Genomic DNA, 24,700 nt, shown 5'->3' with positions numbered 1-24,700 from the left:
TCTGGTGATATTTCATTCATTATGTCCACTTAGCAGACCATAGCTTCATCTCTTTTAATATTTGATGCAAATCCTGGCCTTTAGGTGTCAATGTATACTCTACGGTAACAGGAACAGTAGGGTAAGCCATCCGTTCTAAAACGCCATGATCCTCGAGATGACGCAGGATATCGGTTAAGGATTTAGGGCTGATTCCTGTCACTTGACGCTGCAATTCGCCGAAACGCTTCGTACCGCAAAATAATTCCCGAAGGACAAGAAATGCCCATTTTCCGCCGATTACTTCAAGAGTTCGTTCAATGGAGCATTCGATTTCTTTGGGTACTTTAGGAACATAGTTGCTGAGTGGGGCGACTTTATCATTCTCAAGAGTTGACATCAGAAACGCGTCCTTTCCAATTGGAATGTACATTACTATCTACGAAGTAAGTAAGTTACCATCCTATAATTAGGGTAGAATATTTTCACTACTATGTATTTTAAAGTTCGTGAAGCCAATTAGCAATAGCAAGGCGGCTTTTGCGGCGTTTGTAAATCGCTTTCAAGTTAGACGTGGACAAAGGTTGATTTCGTGCCTTAGATTCTTTACAATAAGAAATAAAAATTATTGTTTCAGGAGATGTGTACATATGAAAGTCAAAATTTCCCGTAATGCAGCAAAAGTACTTCAATTAGAGCTTGATAAAGAAGAAAACAAAGGCCTATTGGTTCGTGTACAAGTGACTCATCAACATGGCGACCATGCTCACTATGGTTTGGGTCTTGACGATAAAACTGCCAAAGACGTCGTTGTCAGCACCGATAAAGGCATTGATGTTTTATTGGACGGAAGTGAACCATTGCTTGACGGCATCCGTATCGACTACTTCTACACACCAGAAGAAGGCTTTATGATTACGAACCCAAGCAAGGGGAACCACGGAGATCACTAATGCGCAATGATATTCGCATTTGTGATAAATGCAAACATATGAAGGTGAAATCCGCACTTTCAAAAATTAAAGTCATTGCACCTGATGCTGAAGTCAAAGTTGCCTGCAAATCTTATTGCGGCCCTTGTTCTCGTTTTGCTTTTATTTTCATTAATGGCCGTTATGTGACAGGAGCAACCGAAGACGAAGCGATTGAAAAAGCGAAAAAGTATGTGAAATAGAAAAACCGTCTGGGTATCCAGACGGTTTTTTTGTATTAGGCTATGGACATTGTAGGAATTTCCATTTAAGCATGAACCGCAGACTTTGCTAAAAGTTTTTGAATCTCTTTTTCAATTTTGCGCGGCGCGGTGGTCGGCGAGAATCGTTTGATGACTTTGCCTTCTTGATCCACCAGAAACTTGGTGAAATTCCACTTGATGCCCGAACCGAACAGTCCGGAAGCCTGCTGCTTCAAGTGGCGGTAAAGCGGATGGGTGTCAGCGCCGTTGACGTCTATTTTGGAGAACAAGGGGAAGTTGACGCCGAAATTGATCTGGCATGCCTGCTCAACCTGCTCATCGCTGCCAGGTTCTTGGTCTTTGAACTGGTTGCACGGAAATCCTAAAACGTTGAAACCTTGATCTTTATAGGTGTCATGAAGCTCTTGAAGTCCCTTGAATTGAGGAGCGAATCCGCATTTGGTCGCGGTATTGACGATAAGCAGCACTTGGCCCTTGTAGTCGTCAAGAGACTTTTCTTCACCGCGGATCGTCCGGGCTGTAAATTGATGAACGTTCAAAAGAATCACCTTCTCATAAGTGTTTTGTACAATTTAATTTTATACAATTTTTATCCGATTGAAAAGCTTTTTTTTGAGAAAAATTCGGATAAAAAGAAACCCAGATTTCGAGTCGCTCGAAAGTCTGGGTTTTATTGTTGTACGATGTCCGCCAGCGCGGTATCAACGGACGTATATGTGAAATCGAAGCCATGCTGCAGCAGTACGCGGGGCAGCACTTTCTGGCCTTCCAAAAGCAGGACAGACAATTCGCCGAAAATGAGTTTCATGACAAAAGAGGGAAGCGGGAACAGATTCGGTCTGTGCAGCGCTTTGGCGAGTGCCGCTCCGAATTGTTTATTCGTGACAGGACTTGGCGCCGTAGCATTGACAGGCCCGCTAATGGACTCGTTCCGTATACAGAAATCGATCAATCTCACCATGTCTTCGATGTGAATCCAGGACAGCCATTGCTTGCCGCTGCCGATGGTACCGCCAACTCCCAGCTTATAAGGCAGGGCCATTTTCGGAAATGCGCCCTCTTTGCCATCCAGCACAAGTCCGACGCGAACTTTCACGATGCGAGGTCCATGGATTTGGTCTGCCGCGTGCTCCCATTTCGCAACGACACCGGATAAGAAATCCGTCGCATTGTGCGGGCTGCGCTCATCGAAGGTGGCCGTTTCCGACGTGCCATAAACGGACATGCCCGAGGCATTGACGACAACCTGCGGCTTAACGTCCATACGTTCGACAAGCTGAGCCACCTGCTCAGCAGCCTTTAAACGGGAGTTCAGAATCCTTTGCTTTGCCGCAGCTGTCCAGCGTTGATTAATGGACTCGCCTGCCAAATTTACAATGGCGTCCAGCTCCGCAAGATCAGCAGAATGGCTTTGCAACTGATCCCATGTGACAGTTTGAACGCCATTAACGATGCTTTTGGGAGTGCGTGAGATGTTGATCACTTCATGGCCTTGCTGAAGCAAGTACGCAATCAAACGTTTTCCAATAAACCCGCTGCCGCCGGTGACTGCTATTTTCATATATGCACGCCTCCTTTCCTTCATTATAGGCCTACTATGCAATGTTTTCCAAGGGCATTGTTCTTCTCCTTACAAGGCTGTGGTATATTGGAAAAAGGAGGGATGCCTATGTTTCGTTTTTTATTCGGAAAATCGCCTAAACCGTCCAAACGCAGCCGGCTCGGTAAACGTACAACTAAGCCAGTCTTCCGTGCTTCGGAACTGCCTCAAGGCCTGGGCTTGCTGGAAGGTATTCCGCTTGAGCGTGTCGCAGCTAAGCTGGAGAGCTCACTTGCGCCGGACTTTATAGAAAGACTTCAATATCGGGTAAAAACAGAAAATCCGAGCATGTCCGACGATGAATTTGCCTGCAAATGGTTTGAACTTAAACGTTATTTCCTGATGAACCTTATTATGAAACAAACGCCGATGTTCAGCAGCGAGATCGATGACATATGGCATGAAATGCTGATGTTCACCAGAGAATATCACAGATTCGGTGAACAATTTGCCGGCGGCGTCATCCATCATGCTCCGGAACGCGAACCGAAGCAGCTCCCGGGAGAGCGCGCTTGGTTTGATTGGGTGTATGCTCATCTGTTTGAATTTGCGCCGAGCAGCAAGCGCTGCTGGAACGGATTTTTCCGCAATCCGTTGGATGCCGATCGCACAGAGCTGCTTCGTGAAGGCCAGGTAGATGCGATATCCGCCGGCCTGTTCAATATGGAGCAAGCCACCCGGTATCCCGAGGTTGCTGAGACGATACGCCTCCTAATTGAGCAAGCCGTTCTGGACGCAAGGAATGCCGCAAAGAGCCGCCGTTTGGAGGATACGGGCTGGGATCGTTCAATCGCAAACCCGAACTCTATGGTTTATCTCGCAGGCGCCATGATGTTCTTCTCCATGCAGAATCCGCATAGTTATTCGAGCGATATGAATGCCAGTTTCCCGGAGAATTCACCGGCAGATCCACGAGATAAGACTAGCAGTTGTTCTTCATCGGGCTGCGGGGGCACTTGGGATTCCGGAGGGAACAATGACAGCTCAGGAGATCAAGGGGGCGGCAGTTCCTGCACGTCAAACTCTTCCTGTTCGTCATGTTCAAGCTGTGGTTCCAGTTAAAAAGCCAGTCTGTCAAGGCGACAAGCACTTTCCTCCAGAGAGCTCAGGGAAGTGTTTTTCTTTTTTTCAGGGTATGCTAAAAATAATCTGGAAAAATCAAGATCACCTATGCTATACTCTTCCAAACAGGAGATGATCAGATGAATTCGAAAATGTCTTTTCAGCCGCTGAACCGCCCGAAGTTGGTTGACGATGTGGTGAATCAGCTGCAGAAGAAAATCTCGGAAGGCGAAATTAAGCCTGGCGACAAGATTCCGACGGAGCCGGAGCTGATGCAGCAGTTCGCTGTCGGCCGCTCGACCATCCGCGAAGCGGTTAGGGTGCTGGTGCATGCCGGTCTGCTGGAGAAAAAGCAGGGCTTCGGCACTTTTTTAAAAGCCCAGTCAGCTATGCAGGAACCGCTTGACCATCGGCTGCGCAGAGCCGAGATTCTCGAAGTTTACGAGGTAAGAAAGATGCTCGAGCTGGAAATATCCCGATTAGCCGCTGAGCGCCGAGATGAGAACGATCTTGAGCAAATGCGCAGCGCGCTGAATCAACGGTTTGAAGCTTTGGAGAATGGCGATACAGGCACGTATTTAAGTTTTGACGTGAAATTTCATCTTGCCATCGCTATCGCCAGCAAAAACAGCATCGTCATCGATTTGTATCGTTCCTTCACTTCCGCGCTCTTGGAGGCGTCGCATAAATTGGTAAGTGTTGAGACGGTGCACGATCCCCACCATTTGTACCACGAGAACATGTACCAAGCGATCAAAGATAAGGATGTATCGGCAGCCGAGTACTGGACCATGAAAAATCTGGATGAGACTGTCACAGAGCTTAAACAATATGTCAACCAGGAGTAGGTTGACTCTTCTGCGATTTTAAACATCAGATGATATGATGAAAGGGGCTGGCACCTATGTCAGAATCAAATTCAGCACGCAACCAAACGGTTTATGCGATTCTATTTTCTATCTCTTTAGTCCATTTGTTGAATGATTCCATTCAATCCGTTATTCCCGCTATGTTTCCGATTCTTCATAATTCGCTCCAGCTTAGCTTTACGCAAATCGGGTGGATTGCCTTTACGCTAAACGTAACGGCTTCCATGTTCCAGCCCTTAATCGGACTGTATACCGATGCAAAACCAAAGCCGTTTTTGCTGCCGGCAGGTGTGTTTTTCTCGCTCTTGGGCGTCATTTTACTCGCCGTAGCGTCTTCGTTCGTTCAAGTGCTGGGGGCCGTTGTTCTTGTCGGTCTTGGTTCCTCCGTGCTTCATCCTGAAGCGTCGCGTGTGGCCTATTTGGCTGCCGGACCCCGCAGAGGGCTTGCGCAGTCGATCTTCCAAACCGGCGGCAACATAGGCCAGGCGCTCGCTCCGGTATTTACAGCCCTGATTTTCGTGCCGTTCGGACAATTCGGGATTATTTGGTTCTCGCTAGTCGCAGCGGCGGCGATTATCGTTCAATTTTTCGTAGCCAAATGGTATCGCAAGGCAGGAAGCAGTCGTTCAGCTTCTACAAGTAAAACAGCTGCCTTGAAACAACCTCTGCCGCGTAAAACAGTGGCGTATGCGATTACGATTTTGATCATGCTCTTATTTTCCAAATTCGTTTATGTGGCCAGTATGACAGGCTTCTATGCCTTTTATTTAATCCAGCACGATCAACTCTCCGTTGAAAAAGCGCAGTTGTTCATCTTCACCTTGCTTGCTGCCGGAGCAGTCGGTACGTTCATGGGCGGACCGCTTGCGGACCGATTCGGAAGACGGAACATGATCTGGTTTTCGATTTTGGGCACAGCTCCGTTCTCGCTGCTATTACCGTATGCCAATTTATTTTGGGCGGGTGTGCTTTGTGCGTGCATCGGGTTCATTCTGCTCTCCGGTTTCTCCGTCATTGTGGTTTATGCGCAGGAGCTGCTGCCCGGCAAGGTGGGCACGGTGTCCGGCCTGTTCTTCGGCCTTGCTTTCGGTTTAGGCGGGATAGGATCGGCTGTGCTGGGTACACTTGCGGATGCAACGAGCATCTCATTCGTCATTAAACTTTGTGCCTTCCTGCCACTAATCGGGCTGTTGGCCGCGTTCCTTCCGTCCGATAAAAAACTGAATTTGACCCAAACTGATTTGCCGCAAAACGCGGTAAAAGCATGATGAATTACGAGGTGATCCTACATGATGCCGATTATTGACATGAACAATGTCTCTTGGTACAGAGACAATAAAACGATACTGAACCAAGTGAACTGGCAAGTGTCCAAACAGGAGCATTGGGCTGTTCTTGGCTTGAACGGCTCGGGCAAAACGACAATGCTGAATATGATCAATGGCTACATCTGGCCGAGCCAAGGGCAGATGTCCGTACTTGGCCATCCGTTTGGAACGGTTGATTTAAGAGAACTGCGTAAAATGATCGGCTGGGTAAGCTCATCCCTGCAGGAGAAGCTGTATGCCTCCGACAAAACCCAGCATGTCGTCATCAGCGGAAAGCATGCTTCCATCGGGCTGTATGAGAAACCGAGCGAGGCCGATTTCGAGCAAGCTAGAGAGCTAATGCAGCGCCTTAATTGCATGCATTTATACGATCGTACTTATCAATCCTGTTCCCAAGGAGAGAAGCAAAAGCTTCTGATCGCTCGAGCGTTAATGGCTTCGCCGAAGCTGCTGATTTTGGATGAGGCAACGAATGGACTCGATTTTCTTTCCCGGGAAGCCTTGTTGTCCAGCATTCAAGAATTGGCGAAAGGACCGGATGCTCCGACTCTATTATTCGTGACACATCACATTGAAGAAATTATTCCGATTTTCAATCAAACCTTATTGATCCGCCGCGGTGAGGTGTTTGCGAAGGGTCTGTCACGCGATGTGCTGACAAGCGCCGGCTTATCTTCCTTTTTCGAGACGGAGGTAGAGGTGAACTGGCGGAGCGATCGTCCGTGGCTCTCAATTCCTGCGAATGATCTGACGAGTGATGAGGCATAAGGAGGACGTAAAGGCACTTTCCTTTGGAAGGTGCCTTTATTTTGTGGGAAATATTGACATAAACTTCTTTGTGTCCTACTATATATTTAGATATCTAATTAAATCTCGGAGAAGGGGGTGCAAACATGAAATCGTGCCCGATCAATCCTCAAAATTCAATGCTCAAGCCGAAGTTTTTCGGCTGTCTCATCTGTTATACGGCTGGTTGGATTTCGTACTGGAACGCTAAGAGGAAAATGTCCAGAAGTCAGCGCTGAATCTGCTTGCTTACAATATGTTCATCAGTGAGGTGATCGTATATAATGGCTATATAACGGAGAAGCAACTTGTAAAGGGAGAACCAACATGAAAGCTACACTACATGAATCTATTGGATTTTGGTTAAAAAAGAATTACCGCAATGCCTGCAATTATTTGGATCAGCGGCTGGATGAGCAGGGCGTCACGAACTCTCAGCTCGGTGTTCTTATGATTCTGTGGGAACAAGAAGGCTGCACCCAGAAAGATATGGTTCAAATTCTCGGTATTCAACCGGCCTCCATGACCTTCCTGCTGCGCGGTTTAGAAGAGCGAGGAATGATCAAACGTGTGCAAGATAAGTTGGATACCCGTATTAACCGGATTTTTTTGACGGAGAAGGGTTCCTCTATTAAAGAGGCTTGTTTGGCCATCGTCGAAGAAGGCGAGAAGATGATCCGCCAAGGATTTTCCGAGCAAGAGATCGCTTTGATGCTGCACTGGATGAAGCGTGTTGACAGCAATTTTCAAGGCTAGGTAGGCGAGCGCTTCTAATTTGATTATAGGCGTTTTTTTATGTATATAGTTAGATATCTAACTTACAACGCATTGGCTATATATTATTTTTACAGTCATTATAACGTATTTTTCATGAAAAGTGTGGATTTTTATAAATATTTTACAAAATAAAGTCGAAATATATATATGTTGACAGCTGAAAATAAGTTAGATATCATAATATTCGAAATGAAGAAATGGAGGAATATGGAAATGAATATGAATCATTCTAATTCTTTGTATGAGCGCAGCAATTTGAAAAGAGTCGCAGAATTGCAAGAAATTGTGCCTCAAGGCTCCAAAGCGTTTTTTCAGTTTATGGGGGAAGCTTTCGCCGAGAAGGCGATTGCTTCGAGAACGAAAGAATTAATTGCCGTTGCCGTGACGCATGTCACAGGTTGTCCTTACTGCATTGACGTTCACACAGGCAAATTCAAGAAGCTGGAAGGCTCTGTTGAAGAAGTGGTGGAAGCTATTCTTGTGGCAGGTGCAGTGAATGCGGAAACGGTACTGTTTCATAGCGTAAACGCATGGAATACGATGCATGATCTTGTTTCAAATGAGCTGTACGCAACGAGTAATGCAAGCAAACTGCCGCAGGTTAAGGAAACTCGTCCAGAGACCTTCGCAGCTTTCGAACAATTCCAATCCACCGCAATGGCGGATGGGGCTATCGATGCCAAAACGAAACAGTTGATTGCAGTTGTTATCGCTCATGTGAATGGCTGCGCGTATAGTATCGACAATCATACCCGTAAATTTAAAGCGCTAGGCGGAACAGCGGAAGAACTCATGGAAGGGTTGCTTGTAGGCGGTGTTGCCAATGCAGGCTATGTCTTGACGCATGGCATAAATGCGCTTAATGCTTATGACTATCATTCGGATGCCGTAGCCAGGAATTAGAAGCTCTGTGTATGTGAACGATGAAAGGAGGAGGCACAGTGTCTACGATTACTATGGTTGTTGTTGGATGTTTGCTGGTGTGCTGCTGCGCGTTTTTCGTCATCAGCATGATGCGGAAACGGTCGAAATGAGGTAAGCGCTTGTCTAACAGCCATTCAACCATCGTTGGACTCGCTGCTTGCCTGCAAAGGCGGTTGAATGGCTTACATCAGGATCGGAAGGTGAGTTGCAGATGCAAGTTGAACGTAAAAGTTCTCCCTCCACAGCATCAGGAATGTATCAGGTGATCGTGATTAGTCTAGGATTGTTTGTTATCTTTCTTGACAGTACGATTGTCAATATAGCACTGCCTACGATGATCGATCAATTCGCTATTTCCCTAAAAACGGCGGCATGGGTCATGAATGCCTACACCATGACAGTCGCGATTCTTCTCATCTTTATGGGGAAAATTGCAGATCTCTACGGGAAAAAAAGGATGTTTTCACTAGGACTGACGTTATTCATGCTGAGCTCGCTTCTATGTGCTATAGCTCCAACTGCTTCGCTTCTCATCGCAGCAAGGACGCTCCAAGGGATTGGCGGTGCAATGGCCATTCCCGCCAGCATGAGTTTGGTTCGATCGATTGTTCCCAAAGAAAAAGTGGGAGCGGCAATGGGGATATGGAGCGCGGTAGGCGCATTGGCAATTGCCGTAGGGCCGAGTCTTGGCGGTTTGATTACAGAAGCGTTCAGCTGGCATTGGGTATTCTATTTGAATATTCCTGTTATCCTCATGGCGTTGTTTCTGCAAAGAAATGCCTTAATATCTTATCAAGATCAAATACAGCCCGGTAAACTTGACTGGTGGGGAACTATTTTACTTAGTATAGGCTTATTCTGCTGTATCAATGGATTTCTGCAAGTGGCGGAGCATGGTTGGTTAAGCCCGGTCGTCTGGTGGCAGCTTTCCATCGCCTTACTCCTGATAGGCGGATTTATATGGACGCAAACCATACGAGCAAATCCCTTAATGGAGCTAGCCATTTTTAAAAATCATCATTATGTAACCGGACTTTTATCAAATACGCTAGGCGGTCTCCTGTTAATGGGAACCATGATAATTTCCCCCCTGTATTTAACTCGCATCCTGCATTTCAGCACACTCAAAGCATCCATTCTCATGACGCCATTATCTGTCAGTTTACTGCTCATATCACCTTTCATAGGTAAAATGATCGATAAAATCGGTAGTCGAATCCCTCTTACGATCGGGTATGCCATTTCAATCCTTAGTTTTGTTCTGCTTGGAACACTTCCTTTGCAATCTTCTTCAATAGGCTTGTTTATTGGCTGTCTGACTTTGGCGGGATTTGGGATTGGCATGATAGCCATTGCCAGTTTGACGCTTAGCACGCTATCCATTCCCGAAGAACACTTGAATATAGCTTCCGGTACCTTCGCTATGTTCCGTAATCTTGGCGGGGCAATGGGAATTGCGCTATTTGTTTCGGTTAGTGCCGGGAACGCTGCTGAATCTGCAGGTGCATTGTCAGTATTCAGGACGGAGGGGTTTCAACATGCCTACTTTAGCGGTGGTATCTTAGCTATCGGATTCATGGTGGTTTCATTCGTATTGTTTAACAGGAAGAACGAGGAGTTCACTCAAAACAAAGGGGGCTTATGATGTCTTCATATCGTGAGTTATTTGAAAAATCGATAATGATGGGAATAGATCCAGTTGGCAGTGTTATTGCGTCTATCCGGTCTATCTATCAATTGCCGATTGAGTCGCATAACGAGATGAAACTAGAGCTAATTAAACATAATTTTCAGTATCACTATACGCATAATGCGCTTTACCGGAAAATTTGCGAAGAGAAAGGAATGACATTGTCGGATATTCAACGCATTGAAGATGTCGCTCAGATCCCGGCCATTGGAATCGGGAAATTCAAGGACGTCAATGCTCAACTGCTTTTAACGAAGCCGATTCATGATGTGGAGCATGAGTTGAGAAGCACAGGGACAAGCGGAATACCGAGCATCTCGCGCAGAGACGAACAAACCCTAACGCGAAGCGTGCTCAGTATGTTCTCAATGTTTCGCGAGATGTTTCGATTTTTTGGCGGAGCGGCCATCTATTTGGCGCCATCTGCCGAGGAAATGCCTGAGATGGGATTAGTGAAGCTAATTAACATGTTCTCCGGATTGCTGGATTCCAGCCGATTTTTTATAAGCGGTCATGCTTTTGATCCAGAGGCTGTCCTCCAGCAATTGAATGATTGGCAGCATGTGCATACTCGTCATATTATCGGTCCGCCCTTCTTGGTCGAAAGGCTATCTCGCTATATCAATGAACATCAGCGCCATATTCAACTCGACAGACAATCACAAATCATTACACTTGGCGGCTGGAAGAGTTATACAGGCAGGGAGATTAACCGCCTTGAATTTTATGAGCAAACAGCACAAACATTTGGCATTCAACAAGGGCAAGTTCGTGATATGTTCGGATTGGTCGAAACGAATTTCATGGCCATCGAATGTGAGCATCATGCCAAGCATGTTCCCCCATGGGTTCATTTCTCCATACGCGGTCTGGATAAAGCAGATCAAGAGGTGGCGCAGGGCGAGCCGGGACGCTTAGTTGTTTATGACCCTACTTCGTTATCGTATCCGGGTTTCATTCTGACAGACGATCTTGTGTATATGGATAAAAATCCTTGTCCCTGCGGCAGGAATGGACAGGTCGTGAACTATATGTACCGCATCAAAGGGGCCGAGATAGGCTGCTGCGCAATTAATTTGGAGAAATTCATGTCGGATAAGGAAGCAAGAATTACGCAATGCCCTATTGGATAGCGAGATACTCAACCTAACAAAAGGAGAGTAATTGAAACATGTACAATGCAATCATTTCTGATCATTTTATGAACCCAAGAAATATCGGCGAAATTATCGATCCTGACTTGGCGTTTCGAATTGGCAATCCGGTTTGCGGCGATACGATACATGTTTGTGTGAATTTTCATGAAAGCAAAATAAAGGAAATTAAGTATAAGGCGTATGGCTGTGCAACGTCTATCGCGACAGCAAGCATTTTTAGCGAAAATGTCCAAGGAAAAGCGATCGATGAATTATGCGGCATGACGCCTTCAAGTAGGGCGGAGCTGCTTGGCGAGCTGGAGCCTAACCAAAAGCATTGTTTGGATATATTGAATAAACTGTTTGACTCCTTCCATGCTCCTGATGGGTGTAAGCCGTGATTGGACGTTATTTTGATTATAATGCAACAACGCCGCTCCATCCTCTTGTAAGCGAAGTTATGACACAAGCTTTAGACACCTACGGCAATCCGTCAAGTGTTCACAATGTTGGCATGAGCGCCAAAGATGCGGTGGTTTCGGCACGACAGCAAATTGCGGCATTCTTGCAGTGTGAGCCGGATGAACTTTATTTTACTTCGGGTGGAAGCGAAAGCAACAACTGGGTTATTAAAGGTTATTTAAACCGGTGGTCAGGGTCGCCATTTCATGCCGTTTCTTCTGTCATCGAGCATCCATCCGTAAGGGATACACTTCGTTATTGGTGTCAATCAGCAGGAGGCGAAGTGACATTTGTTCCTGTTGATGAAATTGGTTGTATTTCCGCGCAAAAAGTGATTGATGCAATCCGGCCGGACACCAAATTGATAACGATCATGCTGGCCAATAATGAAACAGGCGTGATACAACCGATTCAAGAGATAGCCGCAGCCGCCAAATCTAGAGGCATCTTCTTCCACACGGATGCCGTCCAGGCTGTCGGGAAAATGCCAATCCGTTTGCAAGAGTTGGGGGTCGACGCGTTATCTTTTTCCATTCATAAATTGTGTGGTCCCAAAGGAGTTGGGGGACTGTACGTAAATAAAGCGTATGCGTTGGAACCGCTCATTCACGGAGGCGGACAAGAGATGGGCTTGAGAAGCGGAACCGAAAATGTTGTCTCTTTAATTGGTGCGGCGGAAGCATGCCGCGTGGCCCAGATGGATATGGCGTTCGTGCAGGCCAAACTGTTTGCGTACAAACATCGAATTATTGATCAGCTGCGTTTGCTTGTTCCAAATCTAAAGGTCAACGGGCCTATGGGCTCGGGCTGTACGTTAGCCAACACCATAAATATCGGAATTCCCGGCATTCGCGGAGAGGCTTTAGCCGCTTATTTGGACCAACGCTTCGGCATTGCTGTTTCTGTTGGCTCAGCTTGCAGTTCAAATCAAGAGAAAAAGCTCTCCTACGTTCTGCAAGAAATGGGGTTGGATGAGGACGAGATTCGCTCGTCAGTACGCATAAGTATGGGCGCATTTACGAATGAGTCGGATGTTGGGTATTTTCTACAGTGCATGGAGCATTCACTCGTCCATTTCTATCATTGTATGCCAAGCTAGTTGACGATAAGGAGATGGTTCCTATGAATAATGAATCACGGCTTTATGATAAGGCGGCAATTGCCAAGGTGATTAAACAAAAAATTATTATTGAAAACTTGGAGTTAAAAGGGATCGCTCCTGAAGACATTATAGATGATGCGCCATTATTCGGCGAGGGCCTGTGTTTGGAATCGGTAGAGGCTTTTTATATTGCCGGGGGGATTGAAGAGCAATTCGGATTTCACATTGACCGAACGAAGCTCCATCAACTGCGCCACCATTTTCAATCTGTTGATACACTAACTGCTTATGTATACGATCGTATCGCGTCATCCATTTCATAGGTGGGGGGAGGGAGCTTATGGGTAGCGGCTTATTGAAAGCGATCATTCATACGAATCTTGTGGACTTGTTGCAGTATCGGGCATTAGTCAATCCTGACCTTAAGATGTACACCTATTTGGTTGACGGGGAAAATCAAGAAGTGAGTTGGACGGCAGCTGAGTTGAACAAACGAGCCATGATGATTGCTTCGTCTCTTCGCATGCAAGGCAGAAAACATAAGACGGCACTGCTGATTTATCCGCCCGGGCTGGAGTTCATTGCTGGATTCATGGGATGTCTGTACGCCGGGATGATTCCAATCCCTGCGTACCCTCCGCATATGAGACGTCCTACACCGAGACTCGATGCGATTATCCAAAGTGCGCGAACGGAGATCGCTCTTTCCACAAACAAGCTGATTTTAGACATGGTATCAGGTGCTAGCCAAGATTCACTGCTTTCTCGTTTGGAACTTATGGCTACGGATCATATAAGCCCGAACGGCGGATTTTTCTGTATGCCATGCACCACTGATGATATTGCGTTCTTGCAGTATACTTCAGGCTCCACGGCAAATCCCAAGGGCGTCATGGTCAACCATGGCAATTTAATTCATAACATGTCATTGATTGCCAAGTACTTTCAGCTCTCTGAAGCTACTCGGATTATGAATTGGCTTCCTGCTTATCATGACATGGGATTGATCGGACAATTGCTGATGTCCTTATATTTAGGGTGCGAGCTTGTGTATATGTCGCCGGTAAGTTTCATGCAGAAGCCTGTCCGCTGGCTGCGAGCCATTACGCAATATCAAGCAACGTATAGCGGTGCACCAAATTTTGCATACGAGCTGTGTGCAGAGAAATTCAATCCGGAAATAGACGGAGATATCGATCTTAGCAGTTGGGCATTGGCTTTCAACGGTGCGGAGCCGGTAAGGGAAGACACCTTAAAGAAATTCATTCGCACATTTGCGCCTTACGGGTTTCAGGCTAACAGCTTCGCGCCCTCATATGGGTTAGCCGAGGGCACTTTGTACGTTTCTGGATATAAACGGGAACAAACGTACACGACATTATGGCTTGATGCTGAAAGTCTGGAACTGGATCTTGCCGTAGTTGTTGCTGAGAATTCGGCGAATGCCCGAGCCATTGTTGCATGCGGCATTGTAGTTCCCGAGCAGCGAATAATTATCATGAGTCATAAGTACGGTATCCTGGGCAGCGATGGAATGGTGGGAGAAATTTGGGTGAGCGGGCCTAGCGTAGCGCAAGGTTATTGGGCGAATGAAGAGGCTTCGCAGCTCTCCTTTCATGGTGAGTTGGCTAATTTCCCCGGCGAACGATTTCTGCGCACAGGCGATTTGGGTTTTATTAAAGACAACGAACTATTCATCACAGGCAGAATCAAAGATATCATCATTGTCAACGGACGCAATTTATACCCGCAAGATATTGAGTTCTCCGTTCAGAATTGCCATCCGGTTGTGCGCAAGGAATATATTGCAGCATTTCAGCGGCAATGTGCAGACGGTACGGAAGAAATTGTCGTCGTAGCTGAACTCAATCGGGAATTCAGGAGTCGCTGCAAGGGAGAAGAGCAAGCCGACGAAAGAAGCATTCAGCTTCAGAATGAAGTGTTGGTTGCGGCACGCAGAGCCTTATGGGAACAGTTTGATATTCACCTGAACGATCTCTTGTTGGTTCGAACAGGGACGATTCCGAAAACGTCTAGCGGTAAAATTCAACGCAGTTTAACGAAAAAAAGGTATGAAACAGGTGAGCTTGGGCAAGGTTGAGCGCATCCTACTCGGAGGAAACATTGATGAACTCGAATGAAGTGTTGCAGTGGTTAAGAATTGAAATTGCGCTCCTCGTAGACCGGAAGGAAGAGGAGATTGACATTCATGAACCATTCAGCTCCTATGGGCTAGATTCAGCGAAAACGATGCTGTTGTCGGGTGAATTGGGAGCAGTGCTGAACATGCCTGTTTCCCCGACGTTATTTTGGGATTACCCCAGTATTTATGAACTGTGTGGTTATTTGAGGAGGGACGAAGCGCATAAATGGAAGCAGGAGACTGCCTCATCACGCGAAGTGCCAAACCAACGTGATCCTATTGCCATTATTGGCATAGGATGCCGGTTCCCTAATGTTTCAGGCAGCGGGGAATTCTGGGAGCTTCTGCTTCAAGGCTTGGATGCTGTCAGCGATTACCCTGCAGAGCGAGAGAAGCTGGGTGAAGGGAAAGTAGATCGCCAAGGCGGCTATCTGAATCAGATCGATGGCTTCGATTATCCTTTCTTTAGCCTATCCTATCGGGAAGCAATCCGAATGGACCCGCAACAACGATTGCTGCTTGAGGTTGCCTGGGAAGCTTTGATGGATGCAGGTATATCGCCGGAGTCGTTGGCTAATACCAGAAGCGGCGTATTTATTGGCATTTCCAACAGTGATTATGGAAGGAGAGAGCTCGAAGCTGCGGATGAGCTGCATATTCACTCGGTCGTAGGCAGTGCGCTCTGCATTGCGGCAAATCGCTTATCTTATTTTCTGGGGCTTCAAGGACCCAGCATGGCGATTGATACGGCTTGTTCCTCTTCGCTTGTTGCGGTACATCAAGCTTGCTGCAGTATATGGTCGGGGGAAAGTCAACAGGCTATTGCCGGTGGCGTGAATGTTATTCTTTCTAATGCCGTTACTTCAAGTTTGAGTAAAGCGGGGATGCTTGCAGCGGATGATCGCTGTAAAACTTTCGATATCCGGGCTGACGGTTATGTTCGGGGCGAGGGCTGTGGGATCGTCATACTTAAACCGTTAACCAGAGCGTTAGCGGATGGCGATGAAGTGTATGCCGTCATTCCCGGGAGTGCGGTCAACCAGGACGGGCGCAGCAATGGAATCACTGCGCCGAATCAATCCGCGCAAGAGAAACTGCTTAGATCGGCGTATGCGAATGCGGGAATTCAGCCTTGCCAACTTGGCTATATTGAAGCTCATGGGACAGGGACCTATTTGGGCGATCCCATTGAAGTGAAAGCATTGGGACAAGTGCTTGCCCAAGAATGCGGCAGGACCGATACCGTCTTTCTCGGTTCGGTGAAAAGCAACATAGGACATCTGGAGTCTGCAGCTGGAATAGCTGGACTCATCAAGACGGCCCTCATTATGAAACATGGAATCATTCCGTCGAGTTTGCATTTTCAGAAGTGGAATCCCGAAATTCCGCATGAGAGTTTCCCGTTTGTAGTCCCCACACAATGTGCGGACCTCCGATCTGGGAAAGAGGTCTATGCTGGCGTCAGTTCATTCGGTTTTGGCGGAACCAATGCGCATATTGTTCTTGGCAGGCCGCCTCACAGATTGCCGGAGCAATCGGAAAGTGCTCCCTTTCTATTTACGCTGTCTGCAGCGAGAAAAGAGGGTTTATCGGCTTTGGCTCAAACGTATGCGGACTGGTTGAAGCATGTTAGTCAGCCTGATCTTCCATCTATTTGTTCCACGCTGCTGCAGGGTAGAAAGCATCATGAACATAGACTGGCTATTGCAGCGTCATCTAAGGAGTCATTGATGAAAGCATTGCAGGATGAGGTGAGCGCACCTGACATCAGCCTGCCGTGGAAAAGCTATGGCCATGTGCTTTCTAATCCGCCTCAGATGGTGTATTATTTCCCGGCTCATGATATGAGCGATGCCGATGCAGGGTTAGAAGAGATAACTGGTGATGCTCTGTTTCAACAAGCTTATTTTGTTGTGAGCCAATTGTACCGTCAACTGGTGCCGGAATCCTTCGCGCAGAGTCATGGCGATTGGCAAACTTTTGCGAAACAATATGCACATGCGGAGATGCTCCGGCATTGGGGGATACAGCCAGTAAGCTGCATGGGCGAAGGCGTTGGCAGTATTACAGCGTTGGTCGTGGAAGGCCAATTGTCACTTCCGCAAGCCATCGAACGGCTTGTCCGCCAGGACTATGATGCGTCAGTTAAACCAGAGGCGGAAAAGACTCGAGGGAAAGTTGTTGTGTGCATCTCGTCAGCTCCTGTCTGGATGTCGCAGAAGGAAGACTCAATAATCGTCTGCAACGGCAGCAGCATGATTGGCAAACTGCAGCTGCAGTGTCAATTGTTTGTTAAAGGTCTCTATGTGCCTGAAAGCTCCGAACGTAGGAAAGTTTCTCATATGCTTCCGGGCTACCCGTGGAATCATCAATCGTGTTGGAAGACGGCGGGCAATCATTCGGGGGAGTCGAATGGCATAACCTGTTTTTGTTAATTGGGGGAGTTGCTTTTGGAAAGTATAGATGTCGTCGTCATTGGCGGAGGGCAAGCAGGTCTATCGACAGGGTATTATTTACGATCGGAGTCGCGGAAGTTTATTATTTTGGATCACAGCCAAGAAATAGGGCATTCGTGGAAGGACAGATATGACTCGTTAACCCTTTTTACGCCTCGTAAGTACAGCAGTTTGCCTGGGCTGCCCCTAGAGGGAGATCCTTGGGGCTATCCGACAAAGGATGAGATGGCGGCGTATTTAAAGCTATATCAAGAACATTTTGCCATCCCCGTCCAGTTAGAAACAGAAGTAAGGCGTCTCTCTTATGCTATGGGTCGATTCTTAATCACGACGAACAAGGGGACATGGTTGGCTCAACAAGTCGTTGTGGCCACGGGGCCTTTTCAAACCCCTTTCATTCCTCCGTTTGCACAGTCTCTAAGCCCGGAAGTGTTTCATATACATACAGCAGATTATCGTAATGTTGAAATGCTTCCTGAACAGGGGGAAGTACTCGTGATCGGCGGGGGTAATTCCGGCGCGCAGATTGCACTTGAGATTTCTCAGAAGAAGCAAGTTTATTTGTCAGTTGGTCATCACATTCAATATCTGCCTTACCGTTTGCTTGGCAGGAGCCTTTTTTGGTGGTATGAAAGGATTGGGCTGTTGCGCAAGAGTCCGAAATCATGGATTGGGCGGCGGTTCATTAAAAAGAAAGATCCGCTTTATGGTTTTGATCTGAGAATGGCAATCGCCAGCGGAACGGTCAAACTATTAAACAGAGCGACAAGCGCGAGTGGAAGACTGGTTTCATTTGCAGACGGGTCTTTTCAAAAACCGAGTACGATCATATGGGCCACCGGCTTTCGTGCCGACTATCCATGGATATGTATTCCCGAAGTTTTCGATCACAATCAAACAGTCATTCATGAGCGGGGAGTTACATGGATTCCGGGTTTGTATTTTGTAGGTCTGCCTTGGCAGTCTTCCCGGGGATCGGCTTTAATCGGATGGGTACATCGGGATGCAAGATTCATCAGCGGCATGATCGCACAATATGGAGAACGCTATGCAAATGAAGATAATAGCTACGAGGATTTGTCATCGCACGGGAGTTGACATTTGGCGTTCATTCGATTCTTTTTTCGATGAAGGCAGAAAGGCCAAGATTGACAGATGCCTGCAAAAGCATCAACAGCAAAGAATGATGGCAGGGGACATTTTGCTCCACTATGTGCTTCGTCATGAGCTTTGTTTGGATAAAAGCAAAACGAGGGTCATCTACAGCCCCTCAGGGAAACCGGCGCTTAACGACTGGCCCCATCTTTTCTTTAATATCTCTCACTCAGGGGAGTGGGTTGCCATTGTTCTGGCATCTTGTGAGGTTGGGATTGATGTTGAGAAGCAGGACCCCCGGTTTGCAAAGTTGGCAGAAAGCATCCTGTCCCCTTCGGAACGGAAAACGTTTTGCGGTGTTCAAGATCATGCTGACTTTCTTTGTCGGCGCTGGGTGATGAAAGAAAGTTTTGTTAAGCTGATGGGTACCGGGCTTGGTTTTCCTATGACGAAGATATCCTTTGACATGATTTCAGCCGTAGATGCCGTAACTGTCTATGAGAAAAAATGTTATTTCTGCAGAACCTACGAGTTGGTTAGGTTCAAAACCGAAGAGGCTTATCCGTTAGCGGTTTGCAGCGAATCGTATAACTTCCCGGATGAGGTGACGATCCTTCCCTATAACAGCTTGCTGAAATGGGCAATTGGTACCGTAGAAAGTGAGTAAAAAAGCTGGGTTCCCGTTCGAGCACGGGGATCCAGCTTTTTTGTTCGACAAAAAATAAGAAATAAGGACACGAACTGCCGCTTTTCGTGTATAATGAGTTCTTGATCTCATAATCTTAACCTTTGGTAAATTAGCAGCACGAGGAGTTTTGGCAGATGAATCGATTACGCGGTTTTCTAGGTTCTTATCATCCGATTGTACATACGTTAATTTTGGGGACCGTCATGGCCAGAGCGGCGTCTTCCATGAGTCTGCCTTTTCTGGCGATCTACTTAGCTAAACATACCTCCATGAGCGCGGTAATGATCGGGGTTGTCATCGGGATGGGAGCTTTGGCCGGAACGGTCGGCGGCTTCATCGGCGGTAACTTATCGGACCGATTCGGCAGACGCATCATTATGCTGGCAGCTCTTTTCGGATGGGCCATTGTGTTTACAGGCTTCAGTTTCGTAAAACTACCGGTCTTATTCATGCTGCTCAATATGTTAAACGGTCTGTGCCGCTCGTTCTATGAGCCAGTTTCGCAAGCCTTGATGGCGGATCTGACAGAACCGGCCAAACGCCTAAGTGTTTTTTCGATGAGATACATGGCCATTAATGTCGGTGTAGCTGTAGGTCCTTTGTTAGGAGCCTTTTTTGCAACGATGGACGGGTCTCTGCCATTTCTGCTAACTGGAATTGTTTATTTTATCTATGCGGTTACGCTGTACGTTCTCCTTATTGTTTTTGGCATTAAGCAGATCGAAGGAGAGAAGAAACAACCGGTTACGTTCGCCTCCGCTTTGCGTGTCATCCGCAGCGATGTCACGTTTCGCTACTACATTCTTGGCGGGATCATCGGAGCGATCGGATACTCGCAGGTCATGGTGACTCTTTCCCAGTATTTGGAGCAAAATTTCACCGATGGCGTCAAAATGTTTGCCGTCCTTATGAGCGTTAATGCGATAGTGGTCATTGCTTTACAAATACCGCTTACTCGAATTTCCAATAAGTACACGCCGCTTGCCGCCATTATTTTTGGCAATTTGATGTTTGCTTTAGGAGATGTGGGTTTTGCGTTCTCGCATTCGCTCATTCCGTTGATTGTTTCGATGGGGATCTTTACGCTTGGCGAAATTTTAAATTATCCAGCCGCGAACATGTTGATTGACAAGTTAGCTCCCGAGCATATGCGAGGTACATATTTTGGCGCTCAAACCTTAACGAATGTCGGCCATTTCATGGGACCGTGGATAGGCGGGTTTTTGCTTGTAGCTTACGGCGGAAGCGTATTGTATCTGATCATGGCTGTAGTGGTCATGGCAGGATCGTTATTCTATTGGAAAGGCGCCATCAATCTACAAAACTTCCTGAAAAATTCGTCGAAAAAAGAAATTATTTAATAAATATGGCGAAATTAGTTCTTTAGAACTATACGATTTCAAAACAACTTCCCTTATTCTTGATAGTGTAGATATTTCATGTAAATAAACTTTACAACACATCACGACATGGCAAAACTGACGAAAGTCAGCGACGCAAAGCTATAGGGGCTACCTTGTTCTGAAACGAACTTGTTGCCAGCCAGCTGCCGAACGATTGGGCATTCACCTTCGAACCCCCTCCGATCGGTACACAATGGTGGGGTTTTCTCTATCATAGCGCTAATTAACGATGAACAAAAAGGAGGACCAAACAGCATGCAGTCCGAACTACATGAAGAGCAGAAAGTAACCTCGCTTTGCGGCAATCATGTTGCCCGTTTGGTACCATCCACGGATGGACCAAAGCTACTGATCAATTTGGAAGAATACGCGCTTAACGAAGCCTGTTGGGATGTCGAAATGTTTCAAGGAAGAAGCAACAGCATCTTAATTTTCTACTGGAAAGGCGAAGTAAAACTTTCAGTAAAAATGCCGCCGATGCCCCAAATTGAAGCATTTATGACAAGACTCTACCAAATCTTGACTTCCAAGCTAAGAACAGTTCAGCCTATCTAGGCGAGCTGTTCTTTTTTTTAGTCGTGGACAGTTCCTAATTGTTGAAGAGTGTTAATTCAATAATGCGAGACGTCACATTATCTACACACAAATAAACTTCTTTGCAGGCTGTTGAAAAGTAACTAAGTGCGATTGAGTTGGTTAATTGGTCGGAGAATAGCCAATTCGGATAGTGATGCACATATTTCTTATCAGAGTATATTAGTTTTATATGATTACAAATCTCGTCGAATTCTTGAATGTGAATTGGATTTATCGCATCTTCGTAGGAAGGATTAACAGACTCATTATTAAATCTTACATACTTATAATCACCCGAAGAGGTATGTTCACCATGAAATTGGTATAAATCCAAAACGAAGGGATTAATCTTTTTTTCACTTAATAACAAAGTAAAGAGTTCTTTTGATCTAGGTTTAAGATTTTCTAATCGTAGTTCAACGGGAGTTCCCTTAGACGTTACGACATGAATATTTTGAAAATGGCAAAACAATTGTCTGAGTGCATCATCATTTAGATTGATATGAGTTAGTGGAATAATAATACATATTTCCGGCACTCGAAATATAAACGGAGCAATATAGTATTCTGCTATGGGAGATATTTCATTACTCGCACTGTCCACCGGCGGAATAGCTTGAAAATGGATGTCTTCTAGCCATGTATGCTCTGTTCTAGTTAAATTTTTAATATAATTTTTATCCATATCTTCAAAGTGGTTCATATAAATAATCTCCTTAATTTGTAGTACATGGAGCGTAGACACTGGTTATGATCTACGCTCCATGAATACAAAGTTTATCTGACAATAATATAGCCTAATTCAACTGCGTTTGAATAAGCTGTAGATGAAGGAAATGTCCCAAGAATAAGACCTTTAATAGTTCCTGAAACCTTTGTACGGTAATCTTGGTGATTCGCATTCGGATACTCTCTTTGTATTTGCTCATGAACTGTTTCAACTGCTCGTAAGTAATTTCTCTGAAGAGGAATAATATCAATTGTATACCAACCTTCTGAATTATCATATCTTTGTATCTCTACCGATGGATTAATTGAGGTTACTTTATCTTCAGGTTGTAAAAATATATTACTAATACCAGCATCAATATCACATTTTAAAAAGGTATGATTTGTACCCTCCGAATGACAAACTGATTGTAGCCAAGAAGTAGCTGAGGCGGCAGAAGCAGTTAAAATTTTAAATTGATATAAATGTATAATTAACTCTTTTTTACAATAATAACTGTTAAAGGGGGTTGATATAATCCTACAAAAGTAATATTTTTACAATTACTAATAGCGGAAAATGTAAAAAAATGTGGATAATAGTGATTTTCGCTTAATGTATATTTTTTCTGCTAGATATACTTTGGGACAGTATAATACAACTTGGGATTCTAACAGTGAAGAAATGCAACAATTTGGTGCAAAATTCGATCAGATCATTGAGTAAAGATAAATGTTATTTATGGGATCGTCCCTAAAATAGTTTATCTGTCTGTAATATAGCGATGTTATGTAATTTAGGCATTTAAAGTGAAAATTGAAACCTTTCAGGGCAAAGAGGAAATAGGGGTTGAACCGGTCTGAATTGATCCTATAACTGGCGATCGATATACGTATTTTGCAGACCCGGATGGACTGCTGATGGAGTTAGTGAACACGCTGGAGGAAGAACTTTCAAAGAATGAATAGTAGCGAACTATGTTAAAAAAAATGAATCCCCCAATCGTTTGGCTGGCCATGTGTCGGAGTAGCGGTTGAGGGATTTTTTTGTTATCTAAGTGAGGTGATGGATAAATGTTCACAAAGTGTTCACTTATGAGGAGGCTTGCACGATCGCTATAATAACAAGGACAAACAGAAAGGATGATGGAAATTGCCAACAACGAAGAAGGAAGATTTTTATTTTGGATTGATGATGTGCGCTGGGATGGTCGTATTCATGACATTTTATAATTTATTTACCCGCGGCTTGATTGGCACGATATCCTTGAAGGAAATACTTGCTCAACTTGTTCTAGTCTTTATAATTGCGTCCTTATTGGAACTATTTATTGTCGGTCCATTGGCAAAAAAAATTGCTTTTTCACTACCCTATGACAAATCTAAGAAGGCATTCGTGATTGTATCCCTTGCATTTTGTATGGTGAGTGGAATGGTTCTCTTTATGTCTCTTTATGGATTGGGGAATGCTTACTTTACCGGCAGTTTGGTTGGAGAATCATTGCTAGAAAGCTACTTTTCTTTAGTAGTAAAAAATTTTATTTTTGCTTTACCGCTTCAACTCCTCATTGTGGGTCCGCTTGTTCGGTATGTATTCGTTACCTTTGTTAAAGGTAAAATCATTACGGGATCTTTAAGTTAAACATCATCAATAGAAAGGATTATTCCATTAATTTGTGACTTCGTAATATCTACACTCAAGTAAACCTCTTTGCAAGCTGTTGAAAAATAATTCAAAGCGATTGAGCTGGTCAAGTGGTTGGAGAACAACCAATTGGGGCAGAGACATGTATATTTCTTATCAGAGTATATTAGTTTTATGTGATTCCATACTTCGTCGAATTGTTGAATGTGAATTGGATTTATCGCATCTTCGTAGGTAGGATTAGCAGACTTATTATTAAATCTTACATACTTAAAATGACCCGAAGAGGTATGCTCACCATGAAATTGGAACAAATCCAAAACGAAGGGATTTATCTTTTTTTCACTCAATAACAAAGTAAAGATTTCCTTCGATCTAGGTTTAAGATTTTCTAATCTCAGTTCAACGGGAATTCCCTTAGACGTTACGACATTAATATTATGAAAATGGCAAAGCAATTGTCTGAGTGCATCATCATTTAGATCGATATGTGTAAGTGGAATTATAATACACATTTCCGGCACTCGAAATATAAACGGGGCAATATAGTATTCTGCTAGGGGAGATATTTCATTACTCGCACTGTCCAGCGGTGGGATAGCTTGAAAATGAATGCCTTCTAGCCATGAATACTCAGTTCTCGTTAAATTTTAATATAGCTTTTATCCATATCTTCAAAGTGGTTCATCTAAATAATCTCCTTAATTTGATATATCTGTGTTCGAATCTGTTGTGGCTGGAGGGAATGTCCCGAGATCAAAACCTGTGAGGGATCCAGTGACGTAAACGGCTAAATAAAGGGGTGAATTCCATTATATACCAAAATTGCGAGTGAGCATATCTTTGTATTTTTACCAATATTCATAAAAATGGGATATTGGAATGGAAAAGAGCGATCTGACGAGAAAAGTAGTTGCGCATGGTGTAGGCAAAGATGATAATTTTGTCAGTATTTTCGGTCTGCAGCTGTCACGCCTCATACTGGGAAGGCAGCGTCAAAGATAGTATCGTAGAGTTGGTTCACAGCTGTATTCGCAATGCGAACGAGATGAGTTGGATGCTGGTATATTGAATGT

The 24,700-nt window shown here is 45.2% G+C and carries 24 protein-coding genes and 1 riboswitch; of the genes, 20 read left to right on the top strand and 4 right to left on the bottom strand.

Going from position 1 to position 24,700, the window contains the following annotated elements; genetic code table 11:
* Window positions 1-19: 19 nt before the first annotated feature.
* A complete protein-coding gene (locus GC097_RS12815; protein ID WP_167060660.1) occupies window positions 20-379 on the bottom strand; it encodes a winged helix-turn-helix transcriptional regulator in 360 nt (119 codons plus the stop codon).
* 250 nt (window positions 380-629) lie between these two features.
* On the opposite strand from GC097_RS12815, the gene GC097_RS12810 reads away from it, so the two are divergent.
* Both GC097_RS12810 and GC097_RS12805 read left to right on the top strand, forming a co-directional pair.
* The gene (locus tag GC097_RS12810; RefSeq protein ID WP_171683677.1) at window positions 630-932 is read left to right on the top strand and encodes an iron-sulfur cluster assembly accessory protein; all 303 of its coding nucleotides are present in this window, start codon (window positions 630-632) and stop codon (window positions 930-932) included.
* Window positions 932-1,153, top strand: a complete 222-nt coding sequence (locus GC097_RS12805; RefSeq protein ID WP_127454674.1) for a YuzB family protein — start codon at window positions 932-934, stop codon at window positions 1,151-1,153. Before GC097_RS12810 ends, GC097_RS12805 begins: the two co-directional genes overlap by 1 nt.
* 65 nt (window positions 1,154-1,218) lie before the next feature.
* Here GC097_RS12805 and GC097_RS12800 read toward each other — a convergent pair whose 3' ends face one another.
* Window positions 1,219-1,713, bottom strand: coding sequence for a glutathione peroxidase (locus tag GC097_RS12800; RefSeq protein ID WP_171683676.1), 495 nt, complete (start codon window positions 1,711-1,713; stop codon window positions 1,219-1,221).
* A gap of 131 nt (window positions 1,714-1,844) precedes the next feature.
* Window positions 1,845-2,735 (bottom strand): TIGR01777 family oxidoreductase, encoded by an 891-nt coding sequence (locus GC097_RS12795; protein WP_171683675.1) that lies wholly within the window; start codon window positions 2,733-2,735, stop codon window positions 1,845-1,847.
* Window positions 2,736-2,843: 108 nt separating this feature from the next.
* Here GC097_RS12795 and GC097_RS12790 point away from each other — a divergent pair, with 108 nt between their 5' ends.
* From GC097_RS12790 to GC097_RS12710, 17 genes are all read left to right on the top strand, one after another.
* Window positions 2,844-3,836, top strand: coding sequence for a UCP032817 domain-containing protein (locus GC097_RS12790; RefSeq protein WP_171683674.1), 993 nt, complete (start codon window positions 2,844-2,846; stop codon window positions 3,834-3,836).
* A 140-nt stretch (window positions 3,837-3,976) separates the two neighbouring features.
* Window positions 3,977-4,684, top strand: a complete 708-nt coding sequence (locus GC097_RS12785) for a FadR/GntR family transcriptional regulator (protein WP_171683673.1) — start codon at window positions 3,977-3,979, stop codon at window positions 4,682-4,684.
* Window positions 4,685-4,740: 56 nt separating this feature from the next.
* Window positions 4,741-5,973 carry an MFS transporter gene (locus GC097_RS12780; RefSeq protein ID WP_171683672.1) on the top strand — a complete coding sequence of 411 codons (1,233 nt, stop codon included), beginning with the start codon at window positions 4,741-4,743 and terminating at the stop codon, window positions 5,971-5,973.
* Window positions 5,974-5,994: 21 nt separating this feature from the next.
* Window positions 5,995-6,801: an ABC transporter ATP-binding protein gene (locus tag GC097_RS12775; protein WP_171683671.1), complete on the top strand. Its 807-nt coding sequence runs from the start codon at window positions 5,995-5,997 to the stop codon at window positions 6,799-6,801.
* Window positions 6,802-7,146: 345 nt separating this feature from the next.
* The gene (locus tag GC097_RS12770) at window positions 7,147-7,575 is read left to right on the top strand and encodes a MarR family winged helix-turn-helix transcriptional regulator (protein ID WP_171683670.1); all 429 of its coding nucleotides are present in this window, start codon (window positions 7,147-7,149) and stop codon (window positions 7,573-7,575) included.
* Between the two features lie 234 nt (window positions 7,576-7,809).
* Entirely contained in the window at window positions 7,810-8,499 is a 690-nt protein-coding gene (locus GC097_RS12765; protein WP_171683669.1) for a carboxymuconolactone decarboxylase family protein, read from the top strand.
* A 232-nt stretch (window positions 8,500-8,731) separates the two neighbouring features.
* Window positions 8,732-10,165 (top strand): MFS transporter, encoded by a 1,434-nt coding sequence (locus tag GC097_RS12760; protein WP_171683668.1) that lies wholly within the window; start codon window positions 8,732-8,734, stop codon window positions 10,163-10,165.
* Window positions 10,165-11,343, top strand: a complete 1,179-nt coding sequence (locus GC097_RS12755) for a LuxE/PaaK family acyltransferase (RefSeq protein ID WP_171683667.1) — start codon at window positions 10,165-10,167, stop codon at window positions 11,341-11,343. The genes GC097_RS12760 and GC097_RS12755 overlap by 1 nt, the downstream gene beginning before the upstream one ends.
* Before the next feature lie 38 nt (window positions 11,344-11,381).
* Window positions 11,382-11,747 (top strand): iron-sulfur cluster assembly scaffold protein, encoded by a 366-nt coding sequence (locus tag GC097_RS12750; RefSeq protein WP_171683666.1) that lies wholly within the window; start codon window positions 11,382-11,384, stop codon window positions 11,745-11,747.
* The gene (locus GC097_RS12745; protein WP_171683665.1) at window positions 11,744-12,907 is read left to right on the top strand and encodes a cysteine desulfurase family protein; all 1,164 of its coding nucleotides are present in this window, start codon (window positions 11,744-11,746) and stop codon (window positions 12,905-12,907) included. Before GC097_RS12750 ends, GC097_RS12745 begins: the two co-directional genes overlap by 4 nt.
* Window positions 12,908-12,930: 23 nt before the next feature.
* Window positions 12,931-13,233 carry an acyl carrier protein gene (locus GC097_RS12740; protein ID WP_171683664.1) on the top strand — a complete coding sequence of 101 codons (303 nt, stop codon included), beginning with the start codon at window positions 12,931-12,933 and terminating at the stop codon, window positions 13,231-13,233.
* A gap of 17 nt (window positions 13,234-13,250) precedes the next feature.
* Entirely contained in the window at window positions 13,251-15,011 is a 1,761-nt protein-coding gene (locus GC097_RS12735) for a fatty acyl-AMP ligase (protein ID WP_171683663.1), read from the top strand.
* Window positions 15,012-15,037: 26 nt separating this feature from the next.
* Window positions 15,038-17,488 carry a type I polyketide synthase gene (locus tag GC097_RS12730; protein ID WP_171683662.1) on the top strand — a complete coding sequence of 817 codons (2,451 nt, stop codon included), beginning with the start codon at window positions 15,038-15,040 and terminating at the stop codon, window positions 17,486-17,488.
* A 15-nt stretch (window positions 17,489-17,503) separates the two neighbouring features.
* Complete coding sequence (locus GC097_RS12725) at window positions 17,504-18,607, top strand: flavin-containing monooxygenase (protein ID WP_246294174.1); 1,104 nt, start codon at window positions 17,504-17,506, stop codon at window positions 18,605-18,607.
* Window positions 18,564-19,271: a 4'-phosphopantetheinyl transferase family protein gene (locus GC097_RS12720; protein WP_171683661.1), complete on the top strand. Its 708-nt coding sequence runs from the start codon at window positions 18,564-18,566 to the stop codon at window positions 19,269-19,271. Before GC097_RS12725 ends, GC097_RS12720 begins: the two co-directional genes overlap by 44 nt.
* Before the next feature lie 155 nt (window positions 19,272-19,426).
* Entirely contained in the window at window positions 19,427-20,653 is a 1,227-nt protein-coding gene (locus GC097_RS12715) for an MDR family MFS transporter (protein ID WP_171683660.1), read from the top strand.
* Between the two features lie 100 nt (window positions 20,654-20,753).
* A riboswitch (cyclic di-GMP riboswitch) is annotated at window positions 20,754-20,846 on the top strand.
* A 104-nt stretch (window positions 20,847-20,950) separates the two neighbouring features.
* On the top strand, window positions 20,951-21,250 hold the full coding sequence (locus tag GC097_RS12710) for a hypothetical protein (RefSeq protein WP_171683659.1): 300 nt from the start codon (window positions 20,951-20,953) through the stop codon (window positions 21,248-21,250).
* Between the two features lie 34 nt (window positions 21,251-21,284).
* Here the strand turns inward: GC097_RS12710 and GC097_RS12705 are convergent, their stop codons facing one another.
* Window positions 21,285-21,974, bottom strand: a complete 690-nt coding sequence (locus GC097_RS12705; RefSeq protein WP_171683658.1) for a hypothetical protein — start codon at window positions 21,972-21,974, stop codon at window positions 21,285-21,287.
* A gap of 1,158 nt (window positions 21,975-23,132) precedes the next feature.
* Between GC097_RS12705 and GC097_RS12700 the strand changes: the two genes are divergently transcribed.
* Window positions 23,133-23,621 (top strand): DUF2798 domain-containing protein, encoded by a 489-nt coding sequence (locus GC097_RS12700; RefSeq protein WP_171683657.1) that lies wholly within the window; start codon window positions 23,133-23,135, stop codon window positions 23,619-23,621.
* The last annotated feature ends 1,079 nt before the right edge of the window (window positions 23,622-24,700 follow it).

This window comes from Paenibacillus planticolens, assembly GCF_013141725.1.
Taxonomy (GTDB): Bacteria; Bacillota; Bacilli; order Paenibacillales; family NBRC-103111; genus Paenibacillus_E; species Paenibacillus_E planticolens.
This window is presented reverse-complemented; position numbering and strand designations above follow the sequence as displayed.

Bases quoted from the DNA above. Each gene is read 5' to 3' on its own strand.
- GC097_RS12715 (WP_171683660.1), top strand. From the start codon at position 19,427: ATGAATCGATTACGCGGTTTTCTAGGTTCTTATCATCCGATTGTACAT.
- GC097_RS12720 (WP_171683661.1), top strand. From the start codon at position 18,564: ATGAAGATAATAGCTACGAGGATTTGTCATCGCACGGGAGTTGACATT.
- GC097_RS12765 (WP_171683669.1), top strand. From the start codon at position 7,810: ATGAATATGAATCATTCTAATTCTTTGTATGAGCGCAGCAATTTGAAA.
- GC097_RS12770 (WP_171683670.1), top strand. From the start codon at position 7,147: ATGAAAGCTACACTACATGAATCTATTGGATTTTGGTTAAAAAAGAAT.
- GC097_RS12815 (WP_167060660.1), bottom strand. From the start codon at position 379: ATGTCAACTCTTGAGAATGATAAAGTCGCCCCACTCAGCAACTATGTT.
- GC097_RS12775 (WP_171683671.1), top strand. From the start codon at position 5,995: ATGATGCCGATTATTGACATGAACAATGTCTCTTGGTACAGAGACAAT.
- GC097_RS12710 (WP_171683659.1), top strand. From the start codon at position 20,951: ATGCAGTCCGAACTACATGAAGAGCAGAAAGTAACCTCGCTTTGCGGC.
- GC097_RS12785 (WP_171683673.1), top strand. From the start codon at position 3,977: ATGAATTCGAAAATGTCTTTTCAGCCGCTGAACCGCCCGAAGTTGGTT.
- GC097_RS12795 (WP_171683675.1), bottom strand. From the start codon at position 2,735: ATGAAAATAGCAGTCACCGGCGGCAGCGGGTTTATTGGAAAACGTTTG.
- GC097_RS12780 (WP_171683672.1), top strand. From the start codon at position 4,741: ATGTCAGAATCAAATTCAGCACGCAACCAAACGGTTTATGCGATTCTA.
- GC097_RS12705 (WP_171683658.1), bottom strand. From the start codon at position 21,974: ATGAACCACTTTGAAGATATGGATAAAAATTATATTAAAAATTTAACT.
- GC097_RS12810 (WP_171683677.1), top strand. From the start codon at position 630: ATGAAAGTCAAAATTTCCCGTAATGCAGCAAAAGTACTTCAATTAGAG.
- GC097_RS12735 (WP_171683663.1), top strand. From the start codon at position 13,251: ATGGGTAGCGGCTTATTGAAAGCGATCATTCATACGAATCTTGTGGAC.
- GC097_RS12755 (WP_171683667.1), top strand. From the start codon at position 10,165: ATGTCTTCATATCGTGAGTTATTTGAAAAATCGATAATGATGGGAATA.
- GC097_RS12805 (WP_127454674.1), top strand. From the start codon at position 932: ATGCGCAATGATATTCGCATTTGTGATAAATGCAAACATATGAAGGTG.
- GC097_RS12730 (WP_171683662.1), top strand. From the start codon at position 15,038: ATGAACTCGAATGAAGTGTTGCAGTGGTTAAGAATTGAAATTGCGCTC.
- GC097_RS12790 (WP_171683674.1), top strand. From the start codon at position 2,844: ATGTTTCGTTTTTTATTCGGAAAATCGCCTAAACCGTCCAAACGCAGC.
- GC097_RS12740 (WP_171683664.1), top strand. From the start codon at position 12,931: ATGAATAATGAATCACGGCTTTATGATAAGGCGGCAATTGCCAAGGTG.
- GC097_RS12760 (WP_171683668.1), top strand. From the start codon at position 8,732: ATGCAAGTTGAACGTAAAAGTTCTCCCTCCACAGCATCAGGAATGTAT.
- GC097_RS12750 (WP_171683666.1), top strand. From the start codon at position 11,382: ATGTACAATGCAATCATTTCTGATCATTTTATGAACCCAAGAAATATC.